Below are 18,656 nucleotides of genomic sequence, written 5' to 3'. Positions count from 1 at the left end.
TTACCTTTTATCTGGAAAATTCTATATAACCTTAAAATAAAAATAAATGACCAGAAAAACAGCATGAAATAATAGATAATTTATTTTCCAGTCCTTTTAGCTCATCATTTTAAAACTCATAATAGCCATACATCCAATATGAAATACGTATTCTGGAATCCGGTAAATTTTTTCCTTAACTTGGCCTGAAGTTATTTTTAAATTTGGTATTTTATAAGTCTTGAGAACAATTAAAACAGATCATTATTCAACAATTTTAAGTCTCAAGCTGTTTATCATGAAGTAGAATTTAAGAAAGAGTACTTAATAAAAAATTAAAAACAGAATATTTAATAATCACTAAATAGGTATTCTAATTTTTTCACTCATAAAATAAAAACCCTACATAATGCAGGGTTTTTATAAATAAAGACAGAAACTTAGTTTTTCTCTTTATCAACAATCTTGTTAGCTTGAATCCACGGCATCATTGCACGAAGTTTATTGCCTGTTACTTCAATACCATGAGCAGCATTTTGACGGCGACGTGCGGTCATAGACGGATAGTTTAAGGCACCTTCCTGAATAAACATCTTCGCATATTCACCTGACTGAATACGTTTTAATGCATTACGCATTGCTTCACGAGACTGTTCATTAATAACCTCAGTACCAGTCACATATTCACCATACTCAGCATTATTTGATACTGAATAGTTCATATCTGCAATACCACCCTCAAACATCAAATCTACGATCAGTTTAAGTTCATGCAGACATTCAAAGTAAGCCATTTCTGGTGCATACCCTGCTTCAACCAGTGTTTCGTATCCCATTTTAACCAGTTCAACCGCTCCGCCACAAAGTACAGCTTGCTCACCAAACAGGTCAGTTTCAGTTTCTTCGCGGAAAGAAGTTTCAATGATACCAGTACGGCCGCCACCTACACCCGAAGCATAAGACAGCGCAACATTACGTGCATTACCTGAAGCATCCTGATGGATCGCAATCAGATCAGGAACGCCTGAACCACGCTGGAACTCTGAACGTACGGTATGGCCTGGTGCTTTCGGTGCAATCATGATGACATCAAGATCTTTACGCGGAACAACCTGGTTATAAAGAACAGAGAACCCGTGGGCAAATGCAAGTGTTGCACCTTCTTTAATATTTGGTTCAATAACATCACGATAAAGTTGTGACTGGAATTCATCTGGAGTGAGGATCATAACCAGATCAGCCTGTTTGACTGCTTCAGGAACTTCTGAAACTTTAAGGCCAGCATTTTCTGCTTTTTTCCAAGAGGTAGAACCTGCACGCAGGCCAACCGTAACGTCTACGCCAGAATCTTTCAGGTTCAGTGCATGTGCGTGGCCTTGTGAACCGTAACCAATAATCGCTACTTTTTTGCTCTGGATGATTGATAAATCACAGTCTTTATCATAAAAAATTTGCATTTGTTATCTCCGCTATAATGCTTTTTAAATTCAGTTAGATGGTTAAAACTTTTTCGCCACGCGCGATGCCTGATACACCAGAGCGAACCACTTCAAGAATGGTATTCTCTGCAAGTGCATCAATAAAACCATCTATTTTTTCTGTTGTCCCTGCAATCTGGATGGTATAGGTGGTTGGGGTTACATCCACTACCTGAGCCCGGAAGATGTCTGCAGTACGCTTGATCTCGGCTCGCGCTGCACCTAATGCTTTGACTTTAATCAGCATCAGCTCGCGTTCAATATGAGCACCTTCAGACAGGTCGACCACTTTTACTACTTCAACCAGCTTATTCAACTGCTTGGTAATCTGTTCGATTTTATGGTCATCACCATAAGTTGTTAAAGTCAAACGTGACAAGGTTGGGTCTTCAGTTGGTGCCACGTTCAGGGTTTCAATATTGTAGCCACGCTGACTGAACAAACCAACCAGACGGGAAAGCGCGCCGGCTTCATTCTCTACGAGTACAGAGATAATATGTCTCATTTCGTGCGCTCTCCTTTTGTCAACCACATATCTTGCATAGACTGACCTGCAATCAGCATAGGATATACATGCTCAGTACGGTCTACCATGACATTGATGAAGACACACTTGTCATTGATCGCCATCGCTTCGGCTAGTTTAGACTCCAGTTCATCTGCATGATCAATTTGGATCCCAACATGACCATACGCTTCCATCAGTTTTGGAAAATCAGGTAACGACTCGACATAAGAACTAGAATGACGACCTTCATAATTCATATCCTGCCACTGTTTTACCATACCAAGTGCACGGTTATTCAGGCAGAGAATTTTGACATTCAGGCCATACTGTTTACAGGTTGATAATTCCTGAATACACATCTGGATAGAAGCTTCACCAGTAATACAAACCACCTGCTGTTCTGGACAGGCCAGTTTGGCAGCCATGGCATATGGCAAACCTACGCCCATGGTACCCAGACCACCAGAGTTGATCCATTGACGTGGCCGCTTGTACTTATAATAAAGTGCAGCAAACATCTGGTGCTGCCCTACATCAGAAGTAATAATGGCATCTCCATTGGTCAATTTGCACAGGGTTTCTACTACCTGTTGCGGTTTCATTGAACCGTCATTGGCCATTTGATATTTCAGGCCGTGCACCTTGCGCCATTCATTGATCTGGCTCCACCAGTCAGCAATTGCCTCAGGATTCGGCTTGGAAACATTCATCTGCTTCAACTGGGCCAGCATTTCCTGTAGTACCGGCTCTACTGCACCTACAATTGGAATATGCGCCATAATCGTTTTTGAAATGGTCGCAGGGTCAATATCAATATGAATAACTTTAGAATTTGGGCAGAATTTTGCCGGATTATTGGTAACACGGTCATCAAAACGTGCACCAATCGCCAGAATTACATCAGCATTATGCATCGCCATATTGGCTTCATAAGTTCCGTGCATGCCTAGCATACCAATAAACTGAGGGTCATTACCCGGGAATGCTCCCAGTCCCATCAGGGTATTAGTCACCGGATAACCCAGAGTATGCGCCAGTTCAGTCAGCAGATGAGAAGCATTGCCCTGTACTACGCCACCGCCAGTATAAATTACTGGACGTTTGGCCGAGATCAGTTCGTCAATTGCTTTACGGATCTGACCTGCATGACCACGTGAAGGCGGCTGATAAGAACGCATCTTCACTTTTTCCGGATACTCGTAGGCAAATTTTTCAGCCGGATTGGTCGCATCTTTAGGAATATCAACAACAACAGGGCCCGGACGACCAGAAGCTGCAATGTAGAACGCTTTTTTAATAATTGCCGGAATTTCACTGGCATGACGAACCTGGAAACTGTGTTTTACGATTGGACGGGAAATACCGACCATATCTGTTTCCTGAAATGCGTCTTCACCGATGAGATGGCTTGCAACCTGGCCAGACAGAATGACCATTGGAATTGAATCCATATAAGCAGTTGCAATTGGAGTTACAGTATTGGTTGCGCCTGGACCTGAGGTAACCAGAACTACACCTGTTTTGCCGGTAACGCGTGAATAAGCATCAGCCATATGACCTGCAGCCTGTTCATGGCGCACGAGGTAATGCTTGACTTTGTCTTGTTGAAATAGCGCATCGTAGATATGTAAAACTGCGCCGCCTGGATATCCAAAAACATGTTCAACGCCTTCATCCGCGAGTGCGCGAACGAGCATTTCACCACCAGATAAAAGTTCCAACGTGATTCACCCTAATCTTATTTGCATTATCATATGGAAGGCATAGATAAGTGCTTAATTCATTAACTGTCTGCACTGTTATAGCACACATATTTCATAGTTTTTGCCGCAATAGGAAAAAATTCTGATCGGGCTGCTGTTTGAGCGGCAAAGTGATCTAAAACATGCTGGGATAAACATATTTTACGGTTTTGTACATCTCCTCGGCTAGAGGAAATGCCCATTGCGTATCATGTCATTTATTCGAAGGGTGATCGAACAGATGCATATAAAACCTGAGCAAGCATTTTTCTTGTTTCAGACTGTAAAGTCAAGATGAAAGATTGGCTTTTTTTGCTCAATAAATAGTTCGAACAATTTTTCTACTATTTTCCTAAAAAAATTATAAATATATTTTTTAACAAATAGAATCAGTATTTTAATTATAAAAAAAAGTTTAAGCTCTCTTAAAAAAATTGAATATAAAAAGTTATATGTATAATTCTCTGTATAAAAAATTACCCATATTCTTCTTTCTAAATTAAATATAATGAGGCAGATTAGTCACTGATAATTACTACCTATTTAAACAGGTGTATTTTAATAGTATCTATTGCTTGGAAACGCTAAACCCTTCTCTGATTTTTATAAGGATGAAAGCCATGGTATTGAGTTCATTAAAGCGTAAAATCTTGATACATCTGATTATTATCAGTACGGGTGCAGGTCTTAGCCAGCCGTTATTAGCACAGCAATATTATAAATGGGTAGACCGTAAAGGGACAACTCACTATACAACCACTCCACCGCCCAAAACAGCCAAGAAAAAAGGCAAAGTGGAAACTTATGGCTGGCATAATTCAGCCCCACTCAATACAAACCAGCCTAATACTCAAGATAGCCAAGCTGTAGCATTGCCGCAGAATATGCAGACGCCACAAGTTAATTCTGTACCATCCAGTAATTCTCAGCAAAATGGACAAACGCAGGCTATTCCAGTTCTTCCTGCTACTGCCCCTCAAACACTGGCAACTCCTTCAGAAAATGTGAATCAGCAGCCTCGTTAAGCCAATCTTTGATTAAAGTACAACTTTTCATAAAGAAAGCACCTGCAAAATTCACATTTAGGTATATTTTGCGCTATGCTTTCCACAAAATTTTTATTGCTGTTCATTAGACGTTTATGACTACTCACATTGACCCTGAATATCAAGCGAGCGCGATTGAACCTCAAGTCCAACAAGACTGGGATAATCGTAAAGTATTTAAAGTTGCCGATACGGTTGAAGGTAAGCACCGTTACATCCTTTCGATGTTCCCTTACCCAAGTGGCAAACTCCATATGGGTCATGTGCGTAATTATACGATTGGCGATGTCATTAGCCGATTTTATCGTCTGAAGGGCGAAACCGTGCTTCAGCCTATGGGTTGGGATGCGTTTGGCCTACCTGCTGAGAACGCGGCAATTGCACATAAAGTTGCTCCGGCAAAATGGACATTTGAAAATATCGCTTATATGCGAGACCAATTAAAAAAACTCGGCCTGTCTGTAGACTGGGACCGTGAATTTGCGACTTGTACACCAGAGTACTATCACTGGGAACAATGGTTGTTCGTTCAGCTTTATAAAAAAGGTTTGATCTACCGTAAACTTTCAACAGTGAACTGGGACCCAGTTGACCAAACAGTTTTAGCAAACGAACAAGTTGAAAATGGTCGCGGCTGGCGTTCTGGTGCATTGGTTGAAAAACGTGATATTCCAATGTACTACTTCCGAATTACGGATTATGCACAAGAATTATTAGATGATCTGGACACGCTTAAAGACGGCTGGCCTCAACAAGTGTTGACCATGCAACGTAACTGGATCGGTCGCTCTACTGGTATGGAAATTACCTTCCCATCTGCCAATACCGAAATTTATGCTGACGGCCTAACTGTTTATACAACACGTGCTGACACGCTTATGGGCGTGACATACGTGGCGGTTGCAGCAGAGCACCCTCTTGCGCTTAAAGCTGCTGAAAATAACCCTAAATTGGCTGCATTTATTGAAGAGTGCCGCATGGGTTCAGTTGCAGAAGCAGACTTGGCAACAGCCGAGAAAAAAGGCATGGCAACAGGCTTGTTTGTAAAACACCCTGTAACTAGTGAAGAGCTTCCTGTCTGGATCGCAAACTACGTATTAATGTCTTACGGTTCTGGCGCAGTGATGGCTGTACCAGCACATGACGAACGTGACTTTGAATTTGCTAACAAGTTCAACTTGCCAATTAAGCAAGTGATTGATGCCAAAGGTGCTGACGATGCAGACTACTCTGCTACCGAGTGGCAAGAATGGTACGGTTCTAAAGAAGGTAAACTTGTTAACTCTGGTGAGTTTGACGGTCTAGAATTCCAAGCTGCATTCGATGCATTCCTTGCGAAATTAGAACCACAAGGTTTAGCAAATTCTAAAGTTCAATTCCGTTTACGTGACTGGGGTGTTTCTCGTCAACGTTACTGGGGTTGTCCAATTCCAATGATTAACTGTAATACTTGTGGTCAAGTCACAGTTCCAGAAGATCAACTTCCGGTTGTATTGCCGACTGACGTTGTTCCAGATGGTTCAGGTAACCCGCTTAATAAAATGCCTGAGTTTTTCGAGACCAAGTGTCCTTGCTGTGGTGGCGATGCACGCCGTGAAACAGATACTTTAGATACATTCGTAGAGTCATCTTGGTACTACGCACGCTATGCTTCTCCAGATTTTACTGGCGGCATGGTTAAACCTGAAGCAGCTCAAAACTGGCTACCTGTAAACCAATACATTGGTGGTGTTGAACACGCGATTCTTCACTTACTTTATGCGCGTTTCTTCCACAAATTAATGCGTGATGAAGGTGTGGTACAAGGTAATGAACCATTTACCAACTTGTTAACTCAAGGTATGGTACTTGCAGATACGTTCTATCGTGAAGCAGAAAATGGTAAGAAAACTTGGTTTAATCCTGCTGATATCGAACTCGAACGTGATGAGAAAGGCCGCATCATTTCTGCAAAATATACAGGGGATGGTCAAGAAGTGATTATCGGCGGACAAGAAAAAATGTCCAAGTCGAAAAATAACGGTATCGACCCGCAAGCGATTATTGACCAGTACGGCGCAGATACAGCTCGTGTATTCATGATGTTCGCTGCCCCACCAGATCAGTCACTTGAATGGTCGGATGCAGGTGTTGAAGGTGCAAACCGCTTCCTGAAACGGGTATGGCGTTTAGCCACTGGCTTCCTTGAAAAAGGTAACAATGCATCAAACATCGACAAAACTGCATTGTCTGCTGCCGCGCAAGACTTGCGTCGTAAAACACATGAAACCATCCAGAAAGTTAGTGATGATATTGAACGTCGTCATGCATTTAACACAGCCATTGCGGCAATGATGGAACTGTTGAATGCCAATAACAGGTTTGAGGCAAAAGATGATAATGATGTGGCAGTTGCACGTGAATCTATCATGGCACTGCTTACATTGCTTGCCCCTTTTGCGCCACACTTAAGTCAGACACTACTGGCCAAGTTTGGAAGTGATTTAACTGCTGCACTGTTCCCTGTTGTGGATGAGTCTGCATTGACTCGTAATACGCAAACTATTGTGGTACAAGTAAACGGTAAACTTCGTGGCAAACTTGAAGTTGCTGTCGATATTTCTAAAGAGGAACTGTTGGCTCAGGCCAAAGCCCTGCCAGATATCCAGCAGTTCCTGACAGGACCAACCAAAAAAGAAATTGTTGTGCCAAACAAACTGGTTAACTTGGTCGTTTAATTAAATATATAGCAAAGAGGAAATGGCATGCACCTGGCCCAACGTTTAGCAGCAATTGTTTTAACTTTAGGCTTAAGTGCAGGCCTGGTTGGCTGTGGGTTTCATCTCAAGGGAACAGAACCTACAGCAATGCCTCTGGCCTATCAAAAATTAAGTCTTGTCTTACCTGCAAATGCTGAAGAGCTACAGAGTCAGTTAAGTATTTATCTGACTGCCGCAGGCATTCAGCTGACCAATTCACCAGATGCTTATGTACTTCGGGTAGTAGAATATACACCAAGACGCCAACTGCTTAATGGTAAGCTCACCGAGGTTTTACTGCGTCTGACTGTCACCATCCAGATTGAAGATCATCAGGGTAATCCGGTCACCGAACCACGTACCCTTACTGCATCACGCAGCTACCAGTATGATGTGGAAACTGTAAATACAGATAATCAGGAAGAAGGCTATTTACAGCGGCTACTAATTGATGATATTGCCCAGCAAATCAGTCGCCAGATCAGCTCTAACCGCTTGCCGCGTATACAGAATGTATCCTGACAGCCTGTAAATACAGTTTATGAAAATTGATTACCTCCAGGCTTTAAAACGTGTCGCGGATGCTCGCGGTACTTGGATCCTGCACGGGCAGGAACCATTACTGGAACAGAACCTGCTTGATGCATTTCGCCAGTCATGGCAGGTACAGGAAACTGAACGGCAGCGTTATGATATTTCCAGTGTTTCTGACTGGAAGCATGTCTTTAATGCGCTTAATAGCCTGTCATTATTTTCACAGCATCTTGCTGTTGAAGTACACGGCAATATCAAACCAGATGCTGGCGCCCTCAAGCAGCTGAAAAACTATATCCAGCATAATGAGTCTAACCTACTGTTAGTGGTGATGCCAAAGCAGGACAGTAGCAGTCTCAAATCTGCCTTTTTTCAAGTAGTTGAGGCAAATGGTGTAGTGGTGCCGCTAGTGGCGAATTATCCTAAGGAACGCCAGCAGATTTTAAGCATTGAGGCAGAAAAGCTAGGTATCCAGCTGGATCAGGAAGCCTGGCAGTGGCTCATGCAGCACCATGAACATAATCTGCTTGCTGCAAAAAACAGCCTGATGCGTGTTAGTGATACGTTTCCCGAACAGCGGTTAATTCTCACTGAACATTTATATGCTTGTTTACAGGACCAGTCACGTTATAGCACCTATGATCTGAGCGACGCTTTGTTAGCTGGCAATCTGGCACAGTCAATCCGTATTTTCCAGTATCTGCTGGCCTCAGGTGAACCCATGAGTCTAATACTCTGGACTATTAGCCGTGAAATGCGGCTATTGATGCAGTTATTTGAGCAACCACAGAATGCACTGCAACTGGGCATTTGGAAGACTAAAATCTCCAGTTACCAGCAGGCTTTACGCCGTCTTAATCCGAGACAGTTTTTAACCTGGCCGGGTTTGCTGTTGCACATTGATGCTGCAATTAAGGGCATGAGTGAAGAAAATGCCGAGCATCTCTGTCAGCAGGCAATTGCCGAACTATGCGGTGTTAGCCTATTTGAATACTCAGCCTGATTAAAACAGTTGAGTAAATGTAACTCATTATCAGATATTTAAAAAAAATTCAATATTTATCCTCATTTTATTCTTATACTTAAACAAATTTTTTCCCTTAACCTGAATCATCATGCGAAAAATAAAGCCAACCAAAGCGATTATCATCGCAGTCAGTATTGCCATAATTGCAGCCCTTGCCTGGTATTTTCTGAAGCCGGAACCTGAACAGCCGCAATATATTACCGCTGAGGTCACACGCGGCAATATTGAAGATTCGGTACTGGCAACAGGTATCCTGGAAGCGACTCAAATGGTTAATGTCGGGGCCCAGGTTTCTGGTCAGGTCAAAAAAATGAATGTGAAACTGGGAGATCAGGTAAAGCAAGGCCAGCTGATTGCACAGATTGATTCGATTCGTCAAGAAAATGAAGTTAAGACTGCTGAGGCGAATATCAAAAACCAGCAGGCGCAGCTGGCGGTCAGACAGGCCAATCTGGCTAAAGTTGAAGCTGAGTACCAGCGCCAGCGGAACATGTACGCACAGGATGCTACCTCACGTGCTGAATATGAATCTGCTCTCGCCAGTTATCGTACTGCTCAGGCAGAAATTGCAGCAATTAATGCCCAGATTGAACAGTCGCGTTTAACCTTAGCTACCGCGCGTGAAGATTTAGGCTATACCCGCATTGTGGCACCAATGGATGGTACTGTCGTTGCGATCGTGACTGAAGAAGGTCAGACCGTAAACGCAAACCAGAGTGCACCTACCATTGTTAAGCTGGCAAAACTCGACAATATGACTATTAAGGCTGAAATTTCTGAAGCTGATGTAATGAAAGTAGAGCCTGGCCAAAAAGTCTATTTTACGACACTAGGTGATAGTGAAACTAAACACTATGCCAGCCTGCGTCAGGTTGAGCCTGCGCCAACCTCAATCAATTCAGAAACTACCAATAACACTTCAAGCTCATCCAGTACTGCGGTGTACTATAACGCACTATTTGATGTGCCCAATGAAGATGGCAAGCTGCGTATTGATATGACTGCACAGGTCTACATTATTCTGGCAGAAGCCAATAACGTGTTAACTGTACCGGCTTCTGCCCTTACAACTGCCAACCGTCCACAACGTACACGTGGTGAAGGCAGTAGCGCAGCAGGCGGTGATAAACGCCCAGATAGAAATACTGATAGTAAATCTGCAAACCCGAACCGCCCGCAACGTCTTAACCTGACTGCCGAGCAGCGTCAACTGGTGGCACAAGGCAAAGCCAAACTCTCGAGTGTCAGGGTATTACAAGCTGATGGTAGTAGCCGCCCACAACAGGTACTGGTGGGTCTGAATAACCGAGTCACTGCAGAAATTATTGCAGGGCTCAAACAGGGTGATCAGGTCATCATTGCAGATGGTTCCGACAACTCGAATGAAAATGCCAAACGCAGTAACCGTGGCGGCCCAATGAGAATGTAAGCATGAGTCAGAATCAGCAGCAACCTTTACTGGAGGTCAGCCAGCTCACTCGTGAATTTCCGGCGGGTGAAGGCACTGTCCAGATTCTTAAAGGCATTGATCTAAAAATTTATCCAGGCGAACTGGTGGCTATTATTGGTCAGTCCGGTTCCGGCAAGTCGACCTTGATGAATATTCTGGGATGTCTGGACAAGCCCACCCAGGGTAGTTACAAGGTCAATGGTAAAGAAACCCGCAAACTGGAACCAGATGAGCTGGCTCAGTTGCGCCGTGAGTATTTTGGCTTTATTTTTCAGCGCTACCATCTGCTGGGTGATTTGAGTGCAGCAGGGAATGTAGAAGTTCCAGCAATTTATGCAGGTGCAGACAGTACTGAACGGCATGAACGCGCACAGAAATTACTGACAGATTTAGGCTTAGGGGATAAGACCCAAAACCGTCCAAGCCAGTTATCTGGCGGACAGCAGCAGCGTGTTTCAATTGCCCGTGCGCTCATGAATGGCGGTGATGTCATCTTGGCTGACGAACCAACTGGCGCGCTGGATAAGCATAGCGGTGTAGAAGTAATGCGCATTTTGCGTGAACTGAACGCCAAAGGCCATACAATTATTCTGGTAACACACGATATCAATGTTGCCAAAAATGCTACACGAATTATCGAAATCAGTGATGGACAGATTATTGATGACCGGCCAAACATACCGGAATATCAGGAAAATGAAGCAGCGCTAGAGCCAGTACAAACCTTAGTAAAAGAACCGCAAGCGAAAATTTCATCTTGGCGCTCGGCCTTGGACCGTTTAGGTGAAGCATTCCGTATGGCCTTACTGGCCATGAATGCGCACCGGATGCGGACCTTTCTGACTATGCTGGGTATTATTATTGGGATTGCTTCGGTAGTGTCAGTGGTAGCACTCGGTAATGGTTCACAAAAACAGATTTTAGAAAATATCAGCAGTCTGGGTACCAACACTATTACCATCTATCAGGGTCGTGGATTTGGCGATAATTCGCGCTCTTCTCAGGTAAGAACCCTGATTCCGGCTGATGCCGACGCATTGGCAGATCAGCCTTATGTCCAGGGGGTTTCTCCGACAGTCAATAACAGTGTCACTGGCCGTTTTAAGGATACTGAGGCTTCGATTACTGTAAATGGAGTCAGTGATCAGTTCTTTGATGTGCGCGGTTTAAATTTCACTGCAGGGCAGGCATTTGATAAATTTGCTATTAATGAACGCTCACAGGATGTGGTCATTGATAGTAATACTCAAAAGACCTTGTTTGCAGATGGTTCCGATCCGATTGGACAGGTCATTCTGCTCGGAAGCGTACCAAGTCGAGTGATTGGTGTAGTCGAAGCCAATGCTGGTATGTTTGGTTCCGACAGTTTGAATGTATATCTGCCCTACTCTACTGTAATGAGCCGGATGCTGGGTCAGTCCAATGTGCGCAGTATTATTGTACGGGTAAAAGATGAATATTCCAGTTCGGCTGCTGAAAATGCCATTCTGTCATTGCTGGAACAGCGTCATGGTGCTCAGGACGTTTATAGTCAGAACTCGGATAGCATCCGCGAAACCATTGAGAATACAACCAAAACCATGACCCTGCTGGTGTCTGCAATTGCAGTAATCTCTCTGGTCGTGGGCGGAATAGGGGTTATGAATATTATGCTGGTTTCAGTCACCGAACGTACCCAGGAAATCGGGGTACGGATGGCGGTAGGAGCACGCCAGAGTGATATTCTGCAACAGTTCCTGATTGAAGCCATACTAGTCTGTATTCTGGGCGGGATTCTGGGCGTTTTGCTTTCCCTCGGTTTAGGCCAGCTGGTTACCAAGCTCTCTAACGGGTCTTTCCAGATGGCTTACTCCACCACCTCCATGATTGCAGCCTTTGTCTGCTCCAGCATGATTGGTATTGTATTTGGATTTTTACCGGCACGTAATGCTGCACAGCTTGATCCTGTTGCCGCCCTTTCAAGAGAATAAGGAGAATTTCATGTCTTTGCAGTTGACTAAACTTGCTGCCGCACTTTTTCTGACAAGTTCTCTGGTCGGCTGTGCGGCAATAGTAAAAACACCATATGAGCAGCCAAATATACAAATTCCGGGCAGCTTTCAGAACAGCCCGGTAAATGGTAAGCAAATTCATGCCGATGTTTATGCAGATCAATGGTGGACACTGTTTGGAGACCAGCAGTTAAACACTCTGGTAAATCAGGTTTTAGCTAGCAACACAGATCTAGCTGTCGCGGGACTAACTCTACGTCAGGCGCGTTTACGTGCCGAGCTGGCACGTAATGCCGAGTTACCCCGGGTAAATGCAGGTGTCTCGACAGGACATCGGATTGATCTGAATTCAGGTGATGACCAGGCGCAGGGGGTATCCCTTAGCAGTGGAGTGAGTTATGAAATGGATCTGTTTGGTCGCTTAGACCGGCAGACTGAAGCTGCACGCTGGGAAGCCGCAGCAACGGCTGAAGATTTACAGGCTACTGCCCAAAGCTTGATTGGTAACACAGCAAATCTTTACTGGCAGTTAGGCTATCTGAATGAGCGCCTAGTGGTACAGAACCAGAACCTGCAAAGTTCACAAAAGCTTTTAGATCTGGTCCGGGTACAATACCGTGCAGGTGCTGTGTCTGGACTGGAAGTAGCCCAGGCAGAACAGGCTGTACAAAGTCAGCGGGCCAGTTTGAGCCAGTTACAACAACAGCTAGTGGAGACACGCACTGCACTCGCTATACTTCTACAGATTCCAGTACAGCAATTAAATATTCAGGAACCGCAGCGCTTACCTGTCATTCGCCTGCCTGTTATTGGCGCGGGTCTACCTGCAGAAATTTTAGCGCGTCGTCCAGATTTACGCGCTGCCGAGTTACGTTTACATCAGGCATTGGCAACCAAAGATGCAACTCGAGCCAGCTATTATCCCTCAATCAGCCTGACTGGAAATCTAGGTTCAACTAGTACTTCCCTGACCCAGCTTTTACAAAATCCTGCGCTAACGCTGGGAGCGAATTTAAGCCTGCCTTTTTTGCAGTGGAATGATATGAAGCGTGATTTAGCTATCAGTGAACTGGATTATGAAAAAAGTATCTTGAACTATCGACAGACTCTTTATCAAGCTTTCGCTGATGTAGAAAATGCACTCTCAGCCCGGACTGAACTGGATAAACAGGTTCGCTATCAGGAACAGAATCTGGCTTTGGCGGAACGGACTGAACGTTTATATGAGGTACGTTATCGCAATGGTGCTGTGGCTTTAAGCAACTATCTGGATGCTCAAGAAACTACTCGTAATGCTCGTATTGCCTTGGTTCAGGCTAAACAGAACCAATATAATGCTTATGTTACCTTAATGCAGGCTTTAGGCGGCAGTCCCATTCAACAGCTTCCTTGAACAAAGAAAAACTTTAAAAAAGCTCATTGTTGGGCTTTTTTACTGCTTAATACCTGTTGTTTTGAATTTCGTTAATAATCAGTTTTTAATTTCTCAAGTATTTATATATTATTCAGTATTTAAACTTAGCCATAAATTTTTATTTCATCAGCCCATTCGATTCTAGAAAAACTTACTTTTATAAACGCCCTTAAGAACTTAAGACTAGCCCTTTTTAGATTTAATGAAAATAGGACTATAAAAATAAAAACGGCCTGTAATGGCCGTTTTTAAGTGAATATTTTTTATTCAGTTTCTAGTAAAGCCTGGCTCATGCCAACTGTATTAAAACCAGAATCAACATACAGGATTTCGCCAGTGATACCAGATGCCCATGGAGAACACAGGAATAAAGCCGCATTTCCGACTTCTTCAATAGTGACATTACGGCGTAATGGCGCAACACGTTCATTGGCATCCAGCATTTTACGGAAAGATTTAATTCCGGAAGCTGCCAGTGTACGGATTGGACCGGCAGAAATGGCATTGACACGAATACCTTCAGGACCCATGCTTGATGCCAGGTAACGAACACCAGCCTCTAATGAAGCTTTAGCCATACCCATGACATTATAATTAGGCATCACGCGCTCTGAACCCTGGTAGGTTAGCGTGAGTACACAGCCTTGACGTGCCTGCAGTAAAGGCTTGGCAGCACGTGCCATGGCAATCAGGCTGTAAGCACTAATGTCATGTGCAATACCGAAACCTTCACGGTCTGTAACCTCGGTAAAATCGCCATCGAGTGTATGTGCCGGAGCAAAGCCAATTGAATGCACTAAACCATCCAGACCATCCCAGTGCTTTGCCAGCTCGGTAAAGGCTGTTTCGATTTCAGCATCATTCGCCACATCACAAGGAAATACCAGTTGAGAACCGAACTGTTCAGCAAAATCATCCACACGTTTTTTTAATTTTTCATTCGGATAGGTAAAAGCCAGCTCAGCCCCTTCACGATGCAGTGCCTGTGCAATACCAAATGCAATCGATAACTTACTCGCAATACCCGCAATTAAAAAGCGTTTACCTGCCAATAATCCTTGTGCCATGGGATTCTCACTTTAAATAATTTGTCTGCATAATGCCAAGTCTTGACTAATTGTGAAATTGCATAAAGCACCTTTTTTCGTATTTTTTCTTTTTATAAAAAATTGCCTCAATACATGAGGCAATTTTTGCAAATTTTATAGAGAAGATCAGTCATTCGATAATAGACCGATCAAACGCAGGAATGATATATACATCCAGACTAGAGTAGCCAGTAAGGCAATACCACACAGCCATTCCATGGATTTTGGTGCACCTTGGGCTGCGGCTGTTTCAATCAGGTCAAAATCCAGAATCAGGTTTAATGAAGCAATGACTGCAACAAATACGGCGAAACCAATACCTAGCCAGTTACTCTCAAACAGGTAAGGAATGGCCGAACCAAAGGCAAACTGCATGATGAGCTGAATGACGAAAACAATACACAGCGCCAAGGTTGCAGACATTACCACTGCTTTAAATTTTTCAGTCGCACGGATAATCTGCATACGGTACAGGGCAAACATGACCAGTGTAGTCACAAAGGTAGCCAGTAAGGCCTGAAGTGGTGCGCCTGGGTATTTCAGTTGAAATACAAAAGAAATACCACCCAAGAAAGCACCTTCAAATAAAGCATAAGGAACGGCCAGTGTGGGAGCAGTATTAGGCTTAAACGTTGTCACCAATGCCAGAATCAGCCCCCCGAACATACCGACCAAGGCTGCTGAATAGGCCAGGTTGGCATTGGCAGTCATAGCGCAGTAAAAGAACAGCGTAATACCGACTACAGCAGATACAACAGTCAGCATCACTGATTTTTGAATTGCGCCACGGATGGTCATAGGCCGGTTGAAATCACTATAGGTTTCAACCCGGGTTAATACAGGGTTATTACTTTGCATAATTGAACTCAACATTTATTGTAATTTAGGGATAATCAAATTTTAAACCGAATTTCTTTTGTGCTGATGAAGAGCTTGCTTATTTTTGTTAATTTAAGCTATTTCATTATAAATAGATTTATCTTTTATTAAAGTTATCAAAATAAGCACTTGAATTACTTATCTCTATTTAATACTCATAAAAACTACTGGTCTCTGAATTTATACACAGTTATTGAACTGGAACCAGCTGATAATAACCAGAGGATAGCACCCAGCGGTAACCTCTTGGTGGAGCAGGTAATTTCGGCTCATTTCCCTCATCAATAATATATTGGCTTCCCTGATACTGAGTTGGAAATTGACTATTCAAGATTACCTGTCGCTGATTACTGTATTCATAGTGTCTAGGTAGCTCGTAACGGTACTCAACATAAGGCCCTCTCTGCTGTGGATAAGAATATTGAGGATGAGGCCGATGCGGACCTGTGTCCCATTGTGGAGGTCTTTGATGAGGCGGACGGTACTGTGGCGGAGGCAATGGCTTCGCAGGGCGCTCTACACCTCGATAATTTCCCCAGCGGTTACTGCTGTCAGCAAAAACAGATAATGCCATTCCCAAACACAGGCTGCCAAGGACAGCTAGACGCAATAAGTTATGCATGGCAGTACTCCAGATCCATATATTTCTATCTTAGCCCTAAAATATGAATAAAAAATAAACATTTTTTAAATATCTTATGCTCCAAACTGAAAGAACTAGCTGAAATCGGGTAAAAGCAAAAATATGCTAAGATGCGTTTTTGTTTTGCTATGGGAAACAGGTCTGTGTCTGACTTAAGCTTTGAACGGCTCTATCAATTTTTCAGTAGGGTTCCATGTGTACAGGAACAGCGAATTGCAGCACATGGAAATGATGGTGAACATGCCTGGTGGTTCAAATTTTACATCGATATTGAACACCCGCTAGCTTGGCAAACCGTACAGGAACTGGGCCATGTTTTGAATTATCTATCGACCAATGAACGCCTGCCCACACAGTTTTTACCCGTTTCACCTCCACCTTACATGAATGGAGCAGCCAAGGACTTTCTCGCTTGGGTAATTCAATGTAATCATGTAGATTTTCCGCCTGATGTGGTTTGTGACTGGCTAGAAGCCCGCTTGCCGAATCCGGTGGATGATGAAAGTCAGTGGCATATTAAAACTGACCTGAGTGAACTGGAGAATTTGACACCTGCCGAACTTGATCAGTTGATCCCCCCCACTCACTGATTATTTTATCGGGCACGAGATTATATAAACCTCCTGCCCTTCTTAGATATTCTAAAAAGTGGATATACCACTCCACTCCATAAAACGATATGTCCAGTATTTTAATTTTGAGTGATCAGCATATTGAGAATAAGGCACGCTCATAGACCGTCCATTCAGGTTAGACCAAGCTGTATCAAAATAGCGTTGAGCATCAACAAAAACCTGTGCTTGCGGCTGACCAACTACTCTTAAATCTGTTTCCAGATTATAATTTTTCAAATTTCTTGCAGTAAAGTTAGCAGAGCCGGCAATTATTTCACTTTGATTCTCACCACGTTTCAACAGTATTTTGCTATGACATTGCTCGCCTTGGGTATTACACCAGCGTAAAGGAATCCCCACCTGATGCATCTCCATTGCTACTTGACGGTTAGGTATACCATTTTTCTGGCGGCCAAAAGCATCTTTATTCGGATCAAGTAGTATCCGCAATTTTACCCTCCGCTCATGGGCAGCAATTAATGCCTTAATAATATGCCGTTCCGAAAGGTAGAACATGGCCAGATCAATCTGTTCATTAGCCTTGGCAGAATTGATTAAATCCAGAGCTTTCCGGTAAATTGCTTCTTCTGTAAGAACCTGAACCTGAGGATAATTTGAATCCTCTTCAAACTCACCGACTACTACAACTGGCGCTTCTCCTTGAGACATTCCGGCTACAGCCTGCTCAGTTTTCAGCACATCCATAGCAGTATTGCCTGTTACGACCAGTCCAATGTTGGAGTGACGTGAACTGCCATCATGCGGATTGGCTGAAGTAACCAGTGCTTTCCAGCCAGCTTCAGTGTCAACCACCAGTGTTTTACGATGATTGGCTTTAAAATTAATGAGATGCAAATAGCTGCGTAAAGTTACCTTTTCCTGCCCGAACGGGTTGGGAAGCCAGCCTTTCTCTGGATTATTCCCTAATCCCTGACAACAGATATACCAGAAACCTGACCATAATGGATTAGAAGCCCGCAATGGTGTTAAGTCAGTTTCTATAACCTCAATACCACTTTTACGCAATTGTCGGTAATGTTCAGGCGCAATTCCCCCATAGACTGAATTTATCGGGTCAGTAATCACGGTAATATCAATACCCGGAATTTGTCGGCGCTTACTGATCAGCGCATTGGTGAGTTCTTGGGTGAGAGGACGGTGCGTAGTCTTGGCGGCACCAATTTCGGGATTATATAAAAACATATCCAGCACAATGGTCGTGCGGGCTTCCTGAATCAGTTTCAGCATTTCATTGAATATCTGCTGGTCCGCCTGCTGCCGTCCCTGAATATCAATATAGGTTTCATCGGCAAGAAACTTAATATTGGCATGGCGCAACCGGCCTTCGAAGTCCAGTCCTTCTGGTAAAGGTTTATAAGTATGATAAATGGCTGAAGCAAAGTACCCTATAGCCATCAAGGCTATAATCGTAGCGATATAACGGCGGCCTGACCAGTTCAGTTTATGATGAATTCGATGAAAGATACGCATATGATAAAACCTAACCCAATCGGTTCAGGCTAGG

15 protein-coding genes are annotated in these 18,656 nt (G+C 43.5%); 8 read left to right on the top strand and 7 right to left on the bottom strand.

What is annotated here, in order from left to right; translation table 11 throughout:
* Nucleotides 1-419: 419 nt before the first annotated feature.
* The 3 genes from ilvC to AC0VYT_RS02430 are packed head-to-tail and all read right to left on the bottom strand — an operon-like array spanning nucleotide 420 to nucleotide 3,686.
* Complete coding sequence (gene ilvC / locus AC0VYT_RS02440; RefSeq protein ID WP_005016389.1) at nucleotides 420-1,436, bottom strand: ketol-acid reductoisomerase; 1,017 nt, start codon at nucleotides 1,434-1,436, stop codon at nucleotides 420-422.
* 34 nt (nucleotides 1,437-1,470) lie between these two features.
* On the bottom strand, nucleotides 1,471-1,962 hold the full coding sequence (gene ilvN / locus AC0VYT_RS02435; protein ID WP_005016393.1) for an acetolactate synthase small subunit: 492 nt from the start codon (nucleotides 1,960-1,962) through the stop codon (nucleotides 1,471-1,473).
* Nucleotides 1,959-3,686: an acetolactate synthase 3 large subunit gene (locus tag AC0VYT_RS02430; RefSeq protein ID WP_005016394.1), complete on the bottom strand. Its 1,728-nt coding sequence runs from the start codon at nucleotides 3,684-3,686 to the stop codon at nucleotides 1,959-1,961. Before AC0VYT_RS02430 ends, ilvN begins: the two co-directional genes overlap by 4 nt.
* Before the next feature lie 641 nt (nucleotides 3,687-4,327).
* Here AC0VYT_RS02430 and AC0VYT_RS02425 point away from each other — a divergent pair.
* From AC0VYT_RS02425 to AC0VYT_RS02395, 7 genes are all read left to right on the top strand, one after another.
* Entirely contained in the window at nucleotides 4,328-4,732 is a 405-nt protein-coding gene (locus tag AC0VYT_RS02425) for a DUF4124 domain-containing protein (RefSeq protein ID WP_005016396.1), read from the top strand.
* Between the two features lie 116 nt (nucleotides 4,733-4,848).
* Entirely contained in the window at nucleotides 4,849-7,470 is a 2,622-nt protein-coding gene (leuS, locus tag AC0VYT_RS02420; RefSeq protein WP_005016398.1) for a leucine--tRNA ligase, read from the top strand.
* Nucleotides 7,471-7,497: 27 nt separating this feature from the next.
* Nucleotides 7,498-8,013: an LPS-assembly lipoprotein LptE gene (locus AC0VYT_RS02415; RefSeq protein ID WP_005016402.1), complete on the top strand. Its 516-nt coding sequence runs from the start codon at nucleotides 7,498-7,500 to the stop codon at nucleotides 8,011-8,013.
* Between the two features lie 19 nt (nucleotides 8,014-8,032).
* A complete protein-coding gene (holA, locus tag AC0VYT_RS02410) occupies nucleotides 8,033-9,028 on the top strand; it encodes a DNA polymerase III subunit delta (protein WP_005016405.1) in 996 nt (331 codons plus the stop codon).
* Nucleotides 9,029-9,140: 112 nt separating this feature from the next.
* Entirely contained in the window at nucleotides 9,141-10,481 is a 1,341-nt protein-coding gene (locus tag AC0VYT_RS02405) for a MacA family efflux pump subunit (protein ID WP_005016408.1), read from the top strand.
* Nucleotides 10,482-10,483: 2 nt separating this feature from the next.
* On the top strand, nucleotides 10,484-12,472 hold the full coding sequence (locus tag AC0VYT_RS02400) for a MacB family efflux pump subunit (protein ID WP_005016409.1): 1,989 nt from the start codon (nucleotides 10,484-10,486) through the stop codon (nucleotides 12,470-12,472).
* Nucleotides 12,473-12,482: 10 nt separating this feature from the next.
* Nucleotides 12,483-13,886 carry an efflux transporter outer membrane subunit gene (locus tag AC0VYT_RS02395; RefSeq protein WP_005016412.1) on the top strand — a complete coding sequence of 468 codons (1,404 nt, stop codon included), beginning with the start codon at nucleotides 12,483-12,485 and terminating at the stop codon, nucleotides 13,884-13,886.
* 284 nt (nucleotides 13,887-14,170) lie between these two features.
* Here the strand turns inward: AC0VYT_RS02395 and AC0VYT_RS02390 are convergent, their stop codons facing one another.
* From AC0VYT_RS02390 to AC0VYT_RS02380, 3 genes are all read right to left on the bottom strand, one after another.
* On the bottom strand, nucleotides 14,171-14,974 hold the full coding sequence (locus tag AC0VYT_RS02390; protein ID WP_005016413.1) for an enoyl-ACP reductase FabI: 804 nt from the start codon (nucleotides 14,972-14,974) through the stop codon (nucleotides 14,171-14,173).
* 147 nt (nucleotides 14,975-15,121) lie between these two features.
* Complete coding sequence (locus tag AC0VYT_RS02385; protein ID WP_005016414.1) at nucleotides 15,122-15,853, bottom strand: Bax inhibitor-1/YccA family protein; 732 nt, start codon at nucleotides 15,851-15,853, stop codon at nucleotides 15,122-15,124.
* Nucleotides 15,854-16,064: 211 nt separating this feature from the next.
* Nucleotides 16,065-16,496, bottom strand: coding sequence for an RcnB family protein (locus AC0VYT_RS02380; RefSeq protein WP_005016415.1), 432 nt, complete (start codon nucleotides 16,494-16,496; stop codon nucleotides 16,065-16,067).
* A 164-nt stretch (nucleotides 16,497-16,660) separates the two neighbouring features.
* Here AC0VYT_RS02380 and AC0VYT_RS02375 point away from each other — a divergent pair, with 164 nt between their 5' ends.
* Nucleotides 16,661-17,107, top strand: a complete 447-nt coding sequence (locus AC0VYT_RS02375; protein ID WP_005016416.1) for a hypothetical protein — start codon at nucleotides 16,661-16,663, stop codon at nucleotides 17,105-17,107.
* A 51-nt stretch (nucleotides 17,108-17,158) separates the two neighbouring features.
* Here AC0VYT_RS02375 and AC0VYT_RS02370 read toward each other — a convergent pair whose 3' ends face one another.
* Nucleotides 17,159-18,622 carry a phospholipase D family protein gene (locus tag AC0VYT_RS02370; RefSeq protein WP_005016417.1) on the bottom strand — a complete coding sequence of 488 codons (1,464 nt, stop codon included), beginning with the start codon at nucleotides 18,620-18,622 and terminating at the stop codon, nucleotides 17,159-17,161.
* Nucleotides 18,623-18,656 lie beyond the last annotated feature (34 nt).

The organism is Acinetobacter sp. QJM3NY_42, from assembly GCF_056173745.1.
Note: the sequence above shows the minus strand (reverse complement) of the source record. Positions and strands in the feature narration are given on the sequence as shown.

Bases quoted from the DNA above. Each gene is read 5' to 3' on its own strand.
- ilvC (WP_005016389.1), bottom strand. From the start codon at position 1,436: ATGCAAATTTTTTATGATAAAGACTGTGATTTATCAATCATCCAGAGC.
- ilvN (WP_005016393.1), bottom strand. From the start codon at position 1,962: ATGAGACATATTATCTCTGTACTCGTAGAGAATGAAGCCGGCGCGCTT.
- AC0VYT_RS02425 (WP_005016396.1), top strand. From the start codon at position 4,328: ATGGTATTGAGTTCATTAAAGCGTAAAATCTTGATACATCTGATTATT.
- leuS (WP_005016398.1), top strand. From the start codon at position 4,849: ATGACTACTCACATTGACCCTGAATATCAAGCGAGCGCGATTGAACCT.
- AC0VYT_RS02415 (WP_005016402.1), top strand. From the start codon at position 7,498: ATGCACCTGGCCCAACGTTTAGCAGCAATTGTTTTAACTTTAGGCTTA.
- holA (WP_005016405.1), top strand. From the start codon at position 8,033: ATGAAAATTGATTACCTCCAGGCTTTAAAACGTGTCGCGGATGCTCGC.
- AC0VYT_RS02405 (WP_005016408.1), top strand. From the start codon at position 9,141: ATGCGAAAAATAAAGCCAACCAAAGCGATTATCATCGCAGTCAGTATT.
- AC0VYT_RS02400 (WP_005016409.1), top strand. From the start codon at position 10,484: ATGAGTCAGAATCAGCAGCAACCTTTACTGGAGGTCAGCCAGCTCACT.
- AC0VYT_RS02395 (WP_005016412.1), top strand. From the start codon at position 12,483: ATGTCTTTGCAGTTGACTAAACTTGCTGCCGCACTTTTTCTGACAAGT.
- AC0VYT_RS02390 (WP_005016413.1), bottom strand. From the start codon at position 14,974: ATGGCACAAGGATTATTGGCAGGTAAACGCTTTTTAATTGCGGGTATT.
- AC0VYT_RS02385 (WP_005016414.1), bottom strand. From the start codon at position 15,853: ATGCAAAGTAATAACCCTGTATTAACCCGGGTTGAAACCTATAGTGAT.
- AC0VYT_RS02380 (WP_005016415.1), bottom strand. From the start codon at position 16,496: ATGCATAACTTATTGCGTCTAGCTGTCCTTGGCAGCCTGTGTTTGGGA.
- AC0VYT_RS02370 (WP_005016417.1), bottom strand. From the start codon at position 18,622: ATGCGTATCTTTCATCGAATTCATCATAAACTGAACTGGTCAGGCCGC.